Origin of the sequence: Novosphingobium sp. (genome assembly GCF_030696665.1) — a bacterium.
Taxonomy (GTDB): domain Bacteria; phylum Pseudomonadota; class Alphaproteobacteria; order Sphingomonadales; family Sphingomonadaceae; genus Novosphingobium.
Genome location: NZ_JAUYRV010000022.1, coordinates 49,036 through 64,005, shown reverse-complemented (window position 1 = coordinate 64,005; position 14,970 = coordinate 49,036). Strand labels below are relative to the sequence as shown.

At 62.6% G+C, this 14,970-nt stretch carries 13 protein-coding genes; 8 read left to right on the top strand and 5 right to left on the bottom strand.

What is annotated here, in order from left to right; genetic code table 11:
- Positions 1-252 precede the first annotated feature (252 nt).
- The 4 genes from trpB to Q8R81_RS05225 all read left to right on the top strand — a co-directional run bounded on the left by trpB (position 253) and on the right by Q8R81_RS05225 (position 4,816).
- The gene (trpB, locus tag Q8R81_RS05240) at positions 253-1,467 is read left to right on the top strand and encodes a tryptophan synthase subunit beta (RefSeq protein ID WP_305616389.1); all 1,215 of its coding nucleotides are present in this window, start codon (positions 253-255) and stop codon (positions 1,465-1,467) included.
- Positions 1,468-1,717: 250 nt separating this feature from the next.
- On the top strand, positions 1,718-2,518 hold the full coding sequence (gene trpA / locus Q8R81_RS05235; protein ID WP_305616388.1) for a tryptophan synthase subunit alpha: 801 nt from the start codon (positions 1,718-1,720) through the stop codon (positions 2,516-2,518).
- Positions 2,515-3,366, top strand: a complete 852-nt coding sequence (gene accD / locus Q8R81_RS05230) for an acetyl-CoA carboxylase, carboxyltransferase subunit beta (protein ID WP_305616387.1) — start codon at positions 2,515-2,517, stop codon at positions 3,364-3,366. Before trpA ends, accD begins: the two co-directional genes overlap by 4 nt.
- A gap of 142 nt (positions 3,367-3,508) precedes the next feature.
- Positions 3,509-4,816, top strand: a complete 1,308-nt coding sequence (locus Q8R81_RS05225) for a folylpolyglutamate synthase/dihydrofolate synthase family protein (RefSeq protein ID WP_305616386.1) — start codon at positions 3,509-3,511, stop codon at positions 4,814-4,816.
- Between the two features lie 87 nt (positions 4,817-4,903).
- Here the strand turns inward: Q8R81_RS05225 and Q8R81_RS05220 are convergent, their stop codons facing one another.
- Complete coding sequence (locus Q8R81_RS05220; protein WP_305616385.1) at positions 4,904-6,232, bottom strand: MFS transporter; 1,329 nt, start codon at positions 6,230-6,232, stop codon at positions 4,904-4,906.
- 112 nt (positions 6,233-6,344) lie between these two features.
- On the opposite strand from Q8R81_RS05220, the gene Q8R81_RS05215 reads away from it, so the two are divergent.
- Together Q8R81_RS05215 and rsmD are read left to right on the top strand one after the other, a co-directional pair.
- A complete protein-coding gene (locus tag Q8R81_RS05215; RefSeq protein ID WP_305616384.1) occupies positions 6,345-7,241 on the top strand; it encodes a pseudouridine synthase in 897 nt (298 codons plus the stop codon).
- The gene (gene rsmD / locus Q8R81_RS05210; RefSeq protein ID WP_305616383.1) at positions 7,238-7,783 is read left to right on the top strand and encodes a 16S rRNA (guanine(966)-N(2))-methyltransferase RsmD; all 546 of its coding nucleotides are present in this window, start codon (positions 7,238-7,240) and stop codon (positions 7,781-7,783) included. The genes Q8R81_RS05215 and rsmD overlap by 4 nt, the downstream gene beginning before the upstream one ends.
- Here rsmD and Q8R81_RS05205 read toward each other — a convergent pair.
- Together Q8R81_RS05205 and Q8R81_RS05200 are read right to left on the bottom strand one after the other, a co-directional pair.
- The gene (locus tag Q8R81_RS05205; RefSeq protein WP_305616382.1) at positions 7,780-9,039 is read right to left on the bottom strand and encodes an MFS transporter; all 1,260 of its coding nucleotides are present in this window, start codon (positions 9,037-9,039) and stop codon (positions 7,780-7,782) included. The genes rsmD and Q8R81_RS05205 overlap by 4 nt on opposite strands.
- A 146-nt stretch (positions 9,040-9,185) precedes the next feature.
- Positions 9,186-9,848, bottom strand: coding sequence for a hypothetical protein (locus Q8R81_RS05200; protein ID WP_305616381.1), 663 nt, complete (start codon positions 9,846-9,848; stop codon positions 9,186-9,188).
- A 179-nt stretch (positions 9,849-10,027) separates the two neighbouring features.
- Here Q8R81_RS05200 and Q8R81_RS05195 point away from each other — a divergent pair, with 179 nt between their 5' ends.
- Together Q8R81_RS05195 and Q8R81_RS05190 are read left to right on the top strand one after the other, a co-directional pair.
- Positions 10,028-10,267, top strand: a complete 240-nt coding sequence (locus tag Q8R81_RS05195) for a hypothetical protein (RefSeq protein ID WP_305616380.1) — start codon at positions 10,028-10,030, stop codon at positions 10,265-10,267.
- 64 nt (positions 10,268-10,331) lie between these two features.
- Positions 10,332-12,617 carry an ATP-dependent helicase gene (locus Q8R81_RS05190; protein ID WP_305616379.1) on the top strand — a complete coding sequence of 762 codons (2,286 nt, stop codon included), beginning with the start codon at positions 10,332-10,334 and terminating at the stop codon, positions 12,615-12,617.
- A gap of 60 nt (positions 12,618-12,677) precedes the next feature.
- On the opposite strand, the gene Q8R81_RS05185 is transcribed toward Q8R81_RS05190, so the two are convergent.
- Both Q8R81_RS05185 and Q8R81_RS05180 read right to left on the bottom strand, forming a co-directional pair.
- Positions 12,678-14,111 (bottom strand): DEAD/DEAH box helicase, encoded by a 1,434-nt coding sequence (locus Q8R81_RS05185; RefSeq protein WP_305616378.1) that lies wholly within the window; start codon positions 14,109-14,111, stop codon positions 12,678-12,680.
- Positions 14,112-14,252: 141 nt separating this feature from the next.
- The gene (locus Q8R81_RS05180) at positions 14,253-14,816 is read right to left on the bottom strand and encodes a hypothetical protein (protein WP_305616377.1); all 564 of its coding nucleotides are present in this window, start codon (positions 14,814-14,816) and stop codon (positions 14,253-14,255) included.
- Positions 14,817-14,970: the final 154 nt, after the last annotated feature.

The window sequence follows — 14,970 nt, the reverse complement described above, 5'->3', positions numbered from 1 at the left end:
CAAGTCTGCAACATTAGCCACACTAACAATGATAGTTACTTTTGAGATTTATTTGATCATTACTACAACGCAAGAAGGCGACCCCTTTCGGAGCCGCCTTCACGACGTTGCAAAGCCGCACTAGACTGCAGCAGATTGCTGAAAGATGAACGACACGTGCAGATTTCTGCAATGCAGCAAAAGCCCCCTGCCCCAAAGGTCCGGGCTTTGCAAATCTGGACTTTCCCGCGCGGCTCTGCCAAGCGCGGGCGCATGAACGCGCCAACTCCCAACAGCTTCCGCACCCTGCCCGATGAACGTGGCCACTTCGGCCAGTTCGGCGGGCGGTATGTTGCCGAAACGCTGATGCCGCTGATCCTCGATCTGGAAGCCGAATACCGCAAGGCCAAGGCCGACCCGGCATTTCAGGCAGAGTTCGACGATCTGCTGGAACATTACGTGGGCCGCCCCAGCCCGCTGTACTTCGCGCCCCGCATCACCGAGGAATTAGGCGGCGCACAAATCTGGTTCAAGCGCGACGAGCTGAACCACACCGGCGCGCACAAGATCAACAACTGCGTCGGGCAGATTCTGCTCGCCATGCGCATGGGCAAGACGCGGATCATCGCGGAGACCGGCGCTGGTCAGCATGGTGTTGCCACGGCCACCGTCTGCGCGCGCTTCGGCCTTCCTTGCGTGATCTTCATGGGCGCGACCGACGTGGCGCGTCAGGCGCCCAACGTGTTCCGCATGAAGCTGCTGGGCGCCGAAGTGGTGCCGGTAACGGCAGGCGCGGGCACGCTCAAGGACGCGATGAACGAGGCGCTGCGCGATTGGGTGGCGAACGTCCACAACACGTTCTACATCATCGGCACCGCCGCCGGTCCGCATCCCTATCCGGAACTCGTCCGCGATTTCCAGAGCGTGATCGGCAAGGAAGCGCGCGTCCAGATGATGGACCGCACTGGCCGTCTGCCCGATGTGCTGGTTGCGGCCATCGGTGGCGGATCGAATGCCATCGGCCTGTTCCATCCGTTCCTCGATGATCCCAGCGTCAAGATGCTCGGCGTCGAAGCGGCAGGGCATGGGCTGGACAAGGAACATGCCGCCTCGCTCGCCGGCGGACGCCCCGGCATTCTCCACGGCAACAAGACCTATCTGCTGCAGGACGAGGACGGCCAGATCACCGAAGGCCACTCGATCAGCGCAGGGCTCGATTATCCCGGCATCGGGCCTGAGCATTCATGGCTCAAGGAAATCGGCCGCGTGGACTATACCTCGGTAACCGACAAGGAAGCGCTGAGCGCATTCCAGCTGCTCTGCCGCACCGAAGGCATCATCCCCGCGCTGGAGCCTGCCCACGCAATTGCAGCCGTCCAGAAGCTCGCGCCGACGATGGACAAGGACCAGATCATCCTTGCCAACCTGTGCGGACGGGGGGACAAGGACATCTTCTCGGTCGCGGAGCATCTGGGGGTCTCGCTTTGAAAAGAGACGGGCGGCTCTTGCTGGTTTTCTGCCTTCAGCTGTCCGGCTTGATTACTGTGTTTCTAGAAAACCGGATGCGGGTTAATCGCGCTGAACGGGGATATGAATTCGAGACGATTTCTCCCCACTCGCTTCTCCCGTCAGAAATCCTTTTCCCGTCGGCTCTTGAAGTCACCTTGGGACTCCTTGGAGTGACCATGTTTCTTGTAAGTTGGATTTTACTCCCGATCATATGGTGGAAGCCGAAAATATGACCCGCCTCTCCAACGCCTTCGCCAAGGGCCGCCCCGCCCTCGTGACCTTCGTCACCGGTGGCGATCCGACGCCTGACGCCACCGCATCCATCCTCGACGCACTCGTCGAAGGCGGCGCGGACGTGATCGAACTGGGAATGCCGTTCACCGATCCGATGGCCGATGGTCCGGCGATCCAGCTGGCGAACCTGCGTTCGCTCGGCGCTGGTACCAAGACTTCCGACATCCTGCGCATCGCCACCGAATTCCGCGCGCGCCACCCGGAAGTACCGTTGGTGCTGATGGGCTATGCCAATCCGATGACCATTCGCGGGGCCGACTGGTTCGCCGCCGAATGCGTCAAGGCGGGCGTCGATGGCGTGATCTGCGTGGACATTCCGCCCGAGGAAGACCCCGAGCTTGGCCCCGCGCTGCGTGGTGCTGACGTCTCCCTGATCCGCCTCGCCACGCCGACCACCGATGCGGCGCGGCTTCCGGCTGTGCTCGATGGATCGTCCGGCTTTCTCTACTACGTGTCGGTCGCGGGCATCACCGGGATGCAGCAGGCTGCGCAAGCCTCGATTGACGAGGCGGTGGCGCGGATCAAGGCTTCGGCCACCATCCCCGTTGCGGTAGGCTTTGGTGTGCGCACGCCCGAACAGGCCGCTGCAATCGCCAAGGTCGCAGACGGCGTCGTCGTCGGTTCGGCGCTGGTCGATCTGGTAGCACAACATGGCGCGGATGCCGCTGGCCCGGTGCGGGAACTTACCGCAGCGCTGGCCGCTGCCGTCCACTCTGCCCGGAAGGAAATCGCATGAGCTGGCTGAACAAGGTCCGCAACGCCCTCCCCTTCACGCCGAAGCGGGACACGCCGGACAACCTGTGGATCAAGTGCCCTTCGTGCAGCGAAATGCTGTTCGTGAAGGACTATGAAGACAACCTATCGGTCTGCCCGCATTGCGAACATCACGGGCGCATTGGCGCAGACGCGCGGCTCAACCAGTTGCTGGACGCAGGGTACGAGTTGCTGCCCGCGCCCAAGGTCAAGGAAGACCCGCTCAAGTTCCGCGACAGCAAGAAGTATGTCGACCGACTGAAAGCCGCCCGCGCCGCCAATCCCCACGCCGATGCGCTGACCAACGCCTTCGGCAAGATCGAGGGGCAGAAAGCCGTTGTCGGCGTGCAGGAATTCGCCTTCATGGGCGGATCGATGGGCATGGCCGTGGGCAATGCTTTCGTCGCCGGGTGCGAGCGTGCAGTGCGTGAAAAGTGCCCTTACGTGGCCGTGACCGCAGCCGGTGGCGCGCGTATGCAGGAAGGCATCCTCAGCCTGATGCAAATGCCGCGCTCGACCGTGGCGATATCGCGTCTGCGCGCTGCGGGACTGCCCTATATCGTCGTGCTGACCGATCCCACCACCGGCGGCGTTACCGCCAGCTATGCGATGCTGGGCGATGTGCAGATTGCCGAACCCGGCGCACTCATCGGCTTTGCCGGACAGCGCGTGATCCAGGACACGATCCGCGAAAAGCTGCCCGAAGGTTTCCAGCGCGCGGAGTATCTCTATGCGCATGGCATGATCGACATGGTAACGCACCGGCGCGACATGAAAGTGACGCTGGCGCAGGTGATCGATTATCTGATGGCGGCGAAGGCGGCGGCGTGACCCTCATCCTCCCCGGGACGGGGACGGGGAGGGGGACCGCGCGAAGCGTGGTGGAGGGGGTTCTCCATCAGCCGCAGCGGGCTCCGACAACCCCCTCCACCGTCCTGCGGACGGTCCCCCTCCCCGTGCAGGGGAGGATGGGTTGAAGGACTTCGCAATCTCAGAAAACGCCGAGGTACAAGCCCAGCTTGACCGCCTCGGCGCACTATCGCTGCCATCGGGCCGCCTTGGCCTTGATACGGTGCGCGAGCTTTGCGCACGGCTCGGCAATCCGCAGGACCACTTGCCGCCCGTGTTTCATGTGGCCGGGACCAACGGCAAGGGATCGACCTGCAGCTATCTGCGCCACATGCTCGAAGCAGAGGGCCTGACCGTCCACTCCGCCACCAAACCGCACCTCGTCCGCTATAACGAGCGAATCCGCATTGCGGGCAAGTTGATCGAGGACGACCTGCTGGCCGCGCTGCTAAAGGAAGTCCTGGACGCCGGACACGACCTTGAACCCAGCTTCTTCGAGGTGACGACGGTCGCCACGTTCCTCGCCTATGCCCGCACCCCCGCCGATGCCTGCGTGATCGAGACAGGGCTTGGCGGCAGGCTCGATGCCACCAACGTGATGCCAACCGCCGCTGTCTGCGGGATTTCCACGCTGGGGATAGACCACGAAGCGTTCCTGCTTGCCCCGGAGGAAGGCGTGCCTGCCGAGCCTCTGGCCCGCATCGCGTTCGAAAAGGCGAGCATCGCCAAGCCCGGCGTGCCGCTGGTGACGATGGCCTATCCGCAGATCGCCGCCGATTCGGTGGCCAAGACTGCTGCAAAGATCAGCGCGCCGCTGATTATGCGCGGGCGCGATTGGGACGCGCAGATCGCAGGCTGCATCAATTACCGCGATGCATCGGGCGAATTGACCCTGCCCCTGCCCGCACTTCCCGGCGAACATCAGGCCGAGAACGCCGCACTGGCCGTGGCAATGCTCCGGCACCAAAGCGCGGTTTCCGTGTCACTCGCAGCGATGGGCAAGGGCATTGTCGATGCGCGCTGGCCTGCACGCCTGCAATGCCTCGGCCAAGGTCCACTGACGGAACTGGCCGGGCACCGAACCGTGTGGCTCGACGGCGGGCACAACCCCGACGCAGGCCGCGCCATCGCCCGCCACCTCGCGTCGCAGCCACCGGTGCATCTGATCATGGGCATGCTGGCGAACAAGGATCCATCGGCAATCCTGAAGCCTTTGACAGACCGGGCGTTGTCGCTTTCAGTCGTCCCCGCGCCGGGACATGACGCGCATCGGCCAGAGGACTTTGCACCGTTCACCAGCCTGCCTGTGCGCAGCTTTGCCACCGTGCCCGAAGCACTTGCCGCGCTGCCACCAGAGGGCGACGTGCTGATCGTCGGCTCGCTCTACCTTGCGGGTGAAGTGCTGCGGCTGAACGAAGAAATTCCGGATTAAGCCGAGTCCCGTTCGTGGCGAGCGAAGTCGAGACACGTTGGCGTTGCGGTGTCTCGACTTCGCTCGACCCGAACGGAATGTTTGGGGTTAGGCAAACGGATCGGCGTCCGACTTGTCCTCGCCAGCGGTCCCCATCGCCGCATCGACCAGCCCGCTATGCCCCATCCACCAGAACAGCACCACACCGGGCAGCGCCAGCAGCGTGGTGAGGATGTAGAAGTTCACGTAACCCATCGATTCGATCAGTCCGCCCGCCGTGGTGCCAGTGGCGAACCGCCCGATCACGCTCGCGCTGGCCGAAATCAGCGCATATTGCGACGCGGTGTAGCGCAAGTCGCACAGCGCCGAGAAATAGGCGACAACGACCACCCCGCCATAGCCCGAAGCCATGTTCTCGAACCCGATTGCGCCCGCCATGCCGAGGTTCGAATGGCCCGCCGCCGCCAACGCGGCGAACGACAGATTCGATACCGCCATCAGCACCAGCGCCACCAGCACCGAGCGCTTCAGCCCCATGCGCGTGTAAGCGATGCCGCCGATGAAGATGCCGATGAGATAGGCCCAGAAGCCCACGCCCACGTCCCAAATCGCGATCTCGTCGTTGCTGAACCCCAGATCGTTGAAAAGCAGGCGGAAGGTCAGATTGGCCAGCGTGTCGCCAACCTTGTGGATAAGGATGAACGCCAGCACCAGCCACGCCCCATTGCGCCGGAAGAACTCGCCAAACGGGCCGATGATCGAGGCGACTACATCGCCCACGCCCTTCTTGCCTACCGGATCGCGATGGCGTGCAGGTTCGCCCAGCGCCAGCGCGGTAAGCATCGCGGGCAGCGCGAACAAGGCGCAGAACAGATAGGCAGCGCTCCACCCGTATCGTGCCGAAGCCACCAGCGCCAAAGCGCCTGCCCCGGCCGAACCGATGCGCCAGCCATACTGGCTCATCCCCGATCCGGTGCCGAGCTGGTAGGGTTTCAGCGTCTCGATCCGGTAAGCGTCGATCACGATATCGAAGGTCGCACCAGCCACGCCCACCAGCACCGCAGCCAGCACTGTCGCGCCAAGGTCTGCCGAAGGATCGACCAGCGCCAGATTGGCTACGGCCGCCATGACCAGTGCGCCGGACAGCAGCATCCACGAAACGCGCTGCCCCATGCGCCCCAGCAGTGGCAAGTGAACGCCATCGACGACCCACGCCCAGAAAACCTTCAGATTATAGACCAGAAACGCCAGCGTGAAGGCCGTCACGGTCTTCTTGTCGATCCCGTCCTGCGCCAGCCGCGTGGTCAGCGTCGCGCCGATCATCGCATAGGGAAAACCCGACGACATGCCGAGGAAGAACGCGGCAAGCGATTCCTTCTCGAGATAGGGCCGCACCGAATCCATCAAGGTACGCTGGCCGGACGTGTCTGCGCTCATTGACGCGAATGCTCCCTCAAAATCTGACCGGCACACTAGCGCCCAATTGCCGTGATGCCAGACCCTCATGACTCGGGGTGACGGATTGCGCGTTTGCGCGTAAGGGCGGCGGATGACTTTACCCCCAAGAAATGGCGGCGATCGCCCGAAGAGGTTCAGCCCTCGCACCGCCACCCCCGAAAAGAAGCCGTTTTCCATGCGCAGCGGTGCGCCGCGCACGTCGCAACCCGTTGTCGCTGCCAAGCGCGCACTGGCCGAAGATGGCTCCGAGCGTGAAGGTGACCGCATCGCCAAACTGCTCGCCCGCGCCGGTATCGCCAGCCGCCGCGAGGTTGAGCGGATGATCGAGGATGGACGCGTTAAGCTTCATGGTGAGGTGGTGACCACCCCTGCCACATTGTTGACCAGCCTCAGGGGCGTGAGCGTTGATGACAAGCCTGTGGGCCCCATCGCTGCGCCGCGCCTGTTCCGCTTCCACAAGCCTGCGGGCCTGATCACGGCCGAGCGCGATCCCACGGGCCGCCCGACGATCTACACCGCACTGCGCAATTCCATGCCTGCAAACACCCCGCGCGTCATGCCGGTAGGCCGCCTCGATGTGAACACCGAGGGGCTGCTGTTGATGACCAACGACGGCGAATTGAAGCGCGCTCTGGAACTGCCATCAACCGGCATCCCGCGCACTTATCGCGCCCGCACGTTCGGTGAGATCACCCAGGCACGGCTCGAAGAGCTGATGGAGGGCATAGAGATCGACGGCGTACGCTATGGCCCGATAAACGCCAATCTGGAACGCAGCGCCAACCGCAACAAGTGGATCGAAATGACGCTGACCGAAGGCAAGAACCGCGAAATCCGCCGCGTGCTCGAACACCTCGGCCTTGAAGTCTCGCGCCTGCTGCGCACCAGCTATGGCCCGTTTGAACTGGCCGATCTGCAGCGCGGGTCAGTGGAAGAAATTCCGCAGGTGCAGGTTGAACGCTTCCGCAAGACGTTGAAAGCCAAATGAGAATAATCGCCGGAGAATGGCGCGGCCGCCCGTTGCGCGCGCCCGAGGGTGACACCACCCGGCCCACAGCCGACCGCACGCGCGAGACCCTGTTCTCGATGCTCGCCAGCCGCCTCGGCAGTTTCGAAGGGCTGGCTGTGGCCGACCTGTTCGCCGGTTCGGGCGCGCTGGGCTTCGAAGCATTGTCGCGCGGTGCTGCCACGGCGCTGTTTGTGGAGACTGATGCCAGCGCGGTGCGCACCATCCGCGCCAACATCGCGGCGCTGCGCTGCGCCCCGCAGTGCGATGTACGCGCATCATCGGTGTTGACCCTTGGCGCGGTCAAGCAGCCGCTCGATCTCGTGATGCTCGATCCGCCCTATGGCACCGGCGCAGGGGCAGTGGCGATCGAGAAACTGACCAGGCTAGGCTGGATTGGCGAAGGCACCTGGATCAGCCTCGAAACCGGCCTCAAGGAAAAACCCGATGTGCGCATCTGCGAAGTCGATGCCGAGCGCAAGGTTGGCAAGGCGCTGATCACGCTGATGCGGTTGAAGGCTTAGGCCTTCAACCTCGGCGCAAACCAGATGCCGGCCAGCGTTGTCGCACCCGCCAGCGTCAGGAACAGGCCGACATAGGCCGTGCCCCCCACAGCAGCGGTCCAAGCCGCCGCGAACGGCGCCAGCGCACCGCCGATTATGCCGCCGATATTGAATGCCAGCGAGATGCCGGTGTAGCGCACCGAGACTGGAAACAGCGTCGGCAACCACGCGCCGAGCGGACCGTAGGCGAGGCCCATCACGAACAATGATCCGGCCAGTGTCATGAAGACGATAGGCAACGACCCTGATCCCAGCCCCGTGCCGAAGAACAGCCCGAGAACCGCCGTCAGCGCCGCCCCAGTACCCAGCACGCGCTGGACCGAGGACTTGTCGGCCCAGTACCCCGCAACCAGAATGCCAAGCGCAAAGAAGGCGTTTGCACCCAATTGAATGCCGAGGAATTCCTGCTTGGCATAGCCCAGTTTGGTGGTTGCAAACGATAGCGCGAACGTCGTCGCAAGGTAGAACACCGCAAAGCAAGCCACCACCCCTGCGATCCCGGCCAGCACGGCGGGAGTGTGATCGCGCAGCAGTCGCGTAATCGGCACGTTTGGCGGCGGTGCCTTTTCCATCTCGGCTTTGAACGAAGGCGTCTCGCCAATCTTCAGCCGCACCCATAGGCCCACGCCAACCAGCACTGCGCTGGCCAGAAACGGCACGCGCCAGCCCCAGCTGGCAAAGTCCGCCTCCGACAGGCCCAACCCCAGCAGCAGGAACAGACCGTTGGCAAAGAAGAACCCTACCGGCGCGCCCAATTGCGGTGCGCTGCCAAAGCGCGCTTCCCAGCCCTTGGGGGCATTCTCCACCGCCAGAAGCGCCGCCCCGCCCCACTCTCCGCCAAGGCCGAAGCCCTGCCCGAAACGCAGCAGGCACAACAGCGCGGGCGCGATCCATCCGGCCATGGCATAAGTCGGCAGGAACGCGATCAGCAGAGTCGAGGTGCCCATCAGCATCAACGAGGCGACCAGCGTCGATTTGCGCCCGATCCTGTCCCCGAAATGCCCGAACACGACCGCCCCGACTGGCCGCGCAAAGAAAGCAAGGCCAAAGGTCATGAAAGCCAGCAGGGTTTGTGCGGTTTCGGATTCGCTCGGGAAGAACAATGGCCCGATCACCAGCGCAGCGGCTGTGGCGTAGATGTAGAAATCATAGAATTCCACCGCCGTGCCAACCAGACTGGCGCTCAAAACCCGCGCGTGCGTTTTCAGGGGATGCAAGGTTCGGTTCCTCCCGCCAGCGCAGGTCGCCGACGACGGGGGATTAGTCCTCACTTTCCATACCAGCAAGTGGCTTGGCCCAAACAAGAAGGGCGCAGAACCTGAGTCCTGCGCCCTGTTTCATTGCATCACTTCACCCTGACGATTCACACACCGCCACGGTTGCGGCAGCCGTCTTTCACAGTCTTGCTGCACACCGGATAGTCCTTGGACATCGCAGTGGGCGCCTCTGCGTTGCTCGCCATTGCCGTACCGGGCGTCTGCGTGGTTGCAGCAGGGCCAGCATCAGCCGTCATGCTATTTCCCACAGGCTGGCCCGGCGTCGTGGGCATGGCGTTTTCGGCCATACCCGGAGCAGGCGCGCCAGGGTTAGACTGTGCCGGATTGGCGGAAGTCGCAGCGGCCGACTGGCCATTCACCTGCGCCACGATTGACGGCCAGACCTGCGTGCGCTGATCGGGCGTCATGGCATAGACCTGCCCTTTCTGCTCTTCGGTCAGCGCCCACCAGCCCTTTTGCTGGCTTTCGTCGAGCGTCCAGAAGTACTCCTGATAGGACGACGGCCAAGTGGCATACTTGCTCTTCTGCTCAGCCGGCCATGCATCGATCAGCAGTTGCTGATCTGCCGAGGGCGCATAGGGGGTGGCTGTGGTCGGCGCGGTGGCTGCAGTCGTATCGTCAGGCGGGGTAGGCGAAGTTGTGTCAGGCATTGCCGACGCCGCCGGTGGCATGGTGGATTGCGCGGCGACAAAACTTGGTGCCGAAGCAACGGCAAGCGCCAGCACACTGGCGGCAAAAAGGTTACGCATGATGGACTCCTTCGGTCGAAATTCTGAAGCTGAAGCATCAGGACATAGGGCCAAGCCGCAGACACACGCCGGGTTCCGCCAATTGCGGCAGTCCGCCACAATTGATGCGACGAACCGACAATCTTCAAATGAAATTAACCGTGCCGCCGTAAATCTCGGGATGAATATAGGGGGCTTCGATGTCGGATCTTTTGCGTTCGGTGATGATGGGTCTTGGGTGCCTGTCACTTCTCTGGATCAGTTCATGTGCGATCATGGGGGCCACCACCGTGGCAGTGGTTGGCAAGGCCTCGGAAAAGGCTGGCAACTTCTATGAAAAGGAAGAGCTGAAATGGCATAATGACCGCGACAACAACGCGGACGCTTACCATGAGCACTCCGACTATCAAGCGGACTACTACGAGAACTACGAGGACTGAGGTCCGGACTCAGGCAGGCCACGCGCCCTTGCCGCACTGAGGAATGTTCTCTAACCGTTCCCGTGTGTCTCAAATTGCGAATCAAGAACAAAGCTGGCTCGATGGCCTGAACCCGCCCCAGCGTGAGGCGGTGTTGACCACCGAAGGTCCGGTGCTGATGCTGGCGGGCGCGGGCACCGGAAAGACTGCTGCGCTAACTGCGCGCCTCGCCAATCTGCTGCGCCAGCGGCTTGCGTGGCCAAGCGAGATCCTGTGCGTTACCTTCACCAACAAGGCCGCAAGCGAAATGCGCGAGCGGGTTGGTGCGCTGATCGGCCCGGCGGTGGAAGGGATGCCGTGGCTCGGCACATTCCATTCCATCGCGGCCAAGATGCTCCGCCGCCACGCCGAACTTGTCGGCCTGCAAAGCAACTTCACGATCATCGATACCGACGACCAATTGCGCCTGCTCAAGCAACTGATCGTGGCCGAAGGTGTGGACGACAAGCGCTGGCCAGCCAAGCTGCTTGCGGGACTGATCGACCGCTGGAAAAACCGCGGGTACAACCCGGCCGATCTCGATGCGCTGGAAAATGAGGCCTATGCCAACGGCAAAGGTCAACGCTTTTATGCGCTCTACCAGAACCGGCTGCGCGAGCTGAACGCCTGCGATTTCGGCGATCTGACGCTGCACATGCTCAATATCTTCCGCCGCGAACGTGACATTCTCGAAAGCTGGCAGCAGCGCTTCAAATACGTGATGGTGGACGAGTATCAGGACACCAACGCTGTCCAGTACCTGTGGCTGCGGCTGCTCGCCCAGAACCGCAAGAACATCTGCGTGGTGGGTGACGATGACCAGTCGATCTATTCATGGCGAGGCGCAGAGGTCGCCAATATCCTGCGGTTTGAAAAGGATTTTCCGGGCGCGAAGGTCATCAAGCTGGAGCAAAACTACCGCTCCACCCCGCACATCCTTGGCGCGGCATCCGGCCTGATCGCGGAGAATTCCGAACGCCTCGGCAAGACGTTGTGGACCGAGGTCGATGGCGGCGACAAGGTGCGCGTCATCGGCGTGTGGGACGCGCCTGAAGAAGCACGGCGGATCGGTGACGAGATCGAGCGACTGGAACGCGAAGGTGCCGCGCTTGATCGGGTGGCGATCCTTGTGCGCGCGCAGTTCCAGACCCGCGCCATCGAAGACCGCTTCATCCAGATTGGGATGGGCTATCGTATAATTGGCGGCTTCCGCTTTTACGAGCGCGCCGAAATCCGCGATGCGCTGGCCTATCTGCGGCAGATCGCCAGCCCGCAGGACGACTTGGCGTTCGAGCGCATCTATAATACCCCCAAGCGCGGCCTTGGCGACAAGACGCTGGAGAAGCTGCACCGTCACGCGAGGGCACGCGGCATTCCCTTGGCTCTGGCCTCGGTCGAAATTCTCGACACAGACGAACTTCCCGCCCGCGCACGCGGCACCCTGACCGCCCTGATGCGCGATTTTGCACGCTGGCGCGATGAGGCCAAAACGCTTGCCCCCGCCGAACTCGCCCGCACGATGCTCGACGAAAGCGGCTACACAGCCGCCTTGCAGGCCGAAAAGACCGCCGAAGCCGCCGGCCGCCTCGAAAACCTCACCGAACTCGCCCGCGCGATGGAAGAGTATGAAACGCTGGGTGATTTCCTCGAACACGTCAGCCTTGTGATGGACAACGAGGCGACTGCCGACGAGGAAAAGGTCACGATCATGACCATCCACGCAGCCAAAGGACTGGAATTCGAGAACCTGTTCCTCCCCGGTTGGGAAGAGGGCGTATTCCCCTCGCAACGCTCGCTCGACGAAGGCGGTCTTGCCTCGCTGGAGGAAGAACGCCGCCTGGCCTATGTGGCGATCACGCGTGCGCGGCGGCGCTGCACGATCCTGCACGCCGCCAATCGCCAGATCTATGGCCAGTGGACCAGTTCCATCCCCTCGCGCTTCATCGGCGAACTGCCAGCCGACCACATCGAGGAGGAAACCACGCTGTCGGGCGGGGCATCAATGTGGCGCGCCAACTGGAGCGAGCGGGACGATCCTTTCGCGCATGTGGCACAGGCCAGCGCCAATCGCGGTGCATCGCGCGGTCCGGGCTGGCAACGCGCCGCCGCCCAGCCCTTCGATCCAAAGCCGCGCCGCATCGCCGAAAGCACCCGCAGCGCCGCCAGCTTCGCTGCTAAACCACGCAACGACATCGCGGTGGGTGCGCGCGTGTTCCACGAAAAGTTCGGCTATGGCACTGTGGCTGAGCAGGAAGGCAACAAGCTTGAGATCGATTTTGACGGCACAGGCCGCAAACGCGTGATCGACAGCTTTGTGAAGCTTGCTGGATAAAAGACAGCCCCCTCAACCTGTTGTGGTTGAGGGGGCTGTCTTTTCGGCATCGGTGCTGCGTTAGAGCGCCGAAACGCCCAGAAACTCTGGCACCGGACCATTCCATTCGCCCGGCTTGCTCATCGGCTCAGCCTGATCGCGATATGTCCGCTCACCACGCGGCGGGCGGACGGGACGTGGCTCACGTGCCGGTTTTGCTTCACGCTCCACCGGAGCCGCACGCTCAGGAGTCGCCTCGCGCTCTGGCTGAACCTCACGCTCGGCACGCGGCTTGCGCTCTTCACGCGCTGGACGTTCGCTGCGGCGCCCGCGCTTTGGTTCTTCCGAAGCTTCGACCTCGGTCTTAACTGCGCGCGGCTTGCGCTCTGCTTTCTCGGCGACCTCAATCTTGAATTCAGGGATCTTGGTGCCCTGCAACTTCTCGACGTTCTCGATCGATTCCAGGTCTTCGTCCGCAACCAGCGTAAATGCCCGCCCCGTTGCCCCGCCGCGACCGGTGCGGCCGATGCGATGGACGTAGTCATCCGGGTGCCACGGCGTGTCAAAGTTGAAGACGTGACTCACACCCTTCACGTCAAGCCCGCGCGCGGCGACGTCGGACGCGCACAGGATCGTGATGTCGCCGTCCTTGAACTTCTGCAATTCGGCATTGCGCGAGTTCTGATCCATGTCACCGTGGATTTCACCGGCGGCAAAACCGTGGCTCTGCAAAGACTTGGCCAGTTCACGCACGGTCGTCTTGCGATTGGCAAAGATGATCGCGGTGGTGACGTTATCGGTTTTCAGCAGATGACGCAGCACTTCACGCTTTTGGCGCGTGGTGCAGCGGACCTTGTGCTGAACAATGCTGGTGTTGGTCGAAGCCGGACGCGCCACTTCGATCATCTTCGGGTTCGACAGGAACTTGTCGGCCAGCTTCTTGATCGGCGGCGGCATCGTGGCCGAGAACAGCAAAGTCTGGCGCTGGGCCGGAAGCTTGGTGCAGATATTCTCGATATCGGGGATGAACCCCATGTCGAGCATGCGATCAGCCTCGTCGATCACCAGCAGGTCGCAGCCCGTCAGCAGAATTTTGCCGCGTTCGAACAAGTCCATCAACCGGCCCGGCGTGGCGATCAGCACGTCAACGCCGTCCTGCAGCGCCTTGATCTGGTCACCCATCTGCACGCCGCCAATCAGCAGCGCCATCTTCAGGTCGTGATTCTTGCCGTACTTCTCGAAGTTTTCGGCAACCTGTGCGGCCAGTTCACGCGTCGGCTCAAGAATCAGCGAGCGTGGCATCAGTGCACGGCGACGGCCATGGGCCAGAATATCGATCATCGGCAGCACGAACCCGGCGGTCTTTCCGGTACCCGTCTGGGCAATACCGATGATGTCCTTCATCATGAGGACGGCGGGGATAGCCTGCGCCTGAATCGGGGTCGGCTCATCGTAGCCGGCATCAAGCACCGACTTGAGCAATTCATCCGAGAGGCCGAGGTCGGCAAACTTCATGCAGGCTATTTTCCGAAAACAAGAGACGGCGCATCATCTGCGCCAGCTGGACGGCAAGCTCTTGGCTAAGCTGCCAGCACTACCGGGGCGCTATGACGACATGCGCCGAAAAGTCAAGAATTCCACACCGGTGTGGCAGTTTCAGTCATCATCGGGCACGAGTTCGCGCATTTTGGTGATGGCGCAATTGGCCCCGGCGCGCGAATGGATCGTATCGCGGCCAGCACAAAGCCGCCCGTCTTCGCTGCGATCCACGTAAAAGCCCGAATAGAAGTCCCGCGCCCGGCACGATTTATCGAGGCTCGCGCCGATCATCTTGCGGTTGCGGGTGATCAGCAGCAGCCGGTCCTGCGATTCGATCTGGACCCCAGCGATGCTCGCAATCGGCAGGCATTTGTCGGCCTTGCGTTCAAAAAACCGCGGCGGCTGTGGCGGTCCGGAAAAACGTGGATCGGGCGGAGGCGCGAGCATCGAACCCGGCATACGCGGGGCGATGCGCACGATCATGCGCTGTTCGATGCGCACCTGATCCCAGGTCTGATCGCCCAGTCCTTCAGCAATGAATGCGTCAAACGCACCGGATGCCGGAGATTTTTCAAACAGTGGCGACCCGATGGGAGTGCTCGCCGCCGCCCACGCCTTGTCTACGTCCAGGCCCACGTCCACCTGCGCCGCCGGTTCACTCGCGCCGAACGAAAGCAGCATCCCGAGCGGGACCAGAAGATTGGCAAGACTGGACATTTGTGTAGCGAGAACTCTCGTTGACCCCTCTTGAGCGGTGCGGCCCTGTGCCGCCACCGTCCTGCCAGCACCCCTAGCCGGAACGCTTGAACCTTTGCTTAACCCGTCAGCAATCAAA

Coding starts and splice junctions, on each gene's coding strand:
- trpB (WP_305616389.1), top strand. CDS start 253: ATGAACGCGCCAACTCCCAACAGCTTCCGCACCCTGCCCGATGAACGT.
- trpA (WP_305616388.1), top strand. CDS start 1,718: ATGACCCGCCTCTCCAACGCCTTCGCCAAGGGCCGCCCCGCCCTCGTG.
- accD (WP_305616387.1), top strand. CDS start 2,515: ATGAGCTGGCTGAACAAGGTCCGCAACGCCCTCCCCTTCACGCCGAAG.
- Q8R81_RS05220 (WP_305616385.1), bottom strand. CDS start 6,232: ATGAGCGCAGACACGTCCGGCCAGCGTACCTTGATGGATTCGGTGCGG.
- Q8R81_RS05215 (WP_305616384.1), top strand. CDS start 6,345: ATGACTTTACCCCCAAGAAATGGCGGCGATCGCCCGAAGAGGTTCAGC.
- rsmD (WP_305616383.1), top strand. CDS start 7,238: ATGAGAATAATCGCCGGAGAATGGCGCGGCCGCCCGTTGCGCGCGCCC.
- Q8R81_RS05200 (WP_305616381.1), bottom strand. CDS start 9,848: ATGCGTAACCTTTTTGCCGCCAGTGTGCTGGCGCTTGCCGTTGCTTCG.
- Q8R81_RS05195 (WP_305616380.1), top strand. CDS start 10,028: ATGTCGGATCTTTTGCGTTCGGTGATGATGGGTCTTGGGTGCCTGTCA.
- Q8R81_RS05185 (WP_305616378.1), bottom strand. CDS start 14,111: ATGAAGTTTGCCGACCTCGGCCTCTCGGATGAATTGCTCAAGTCGGTG.
- Q8R81_RS05180 (WP_305616377.1), bottom strand. CDS start 14,816: ATGCTGCTTTCGTTCGGCGCGAGTGAACCGGCGGCGCAGGTGGACGTG.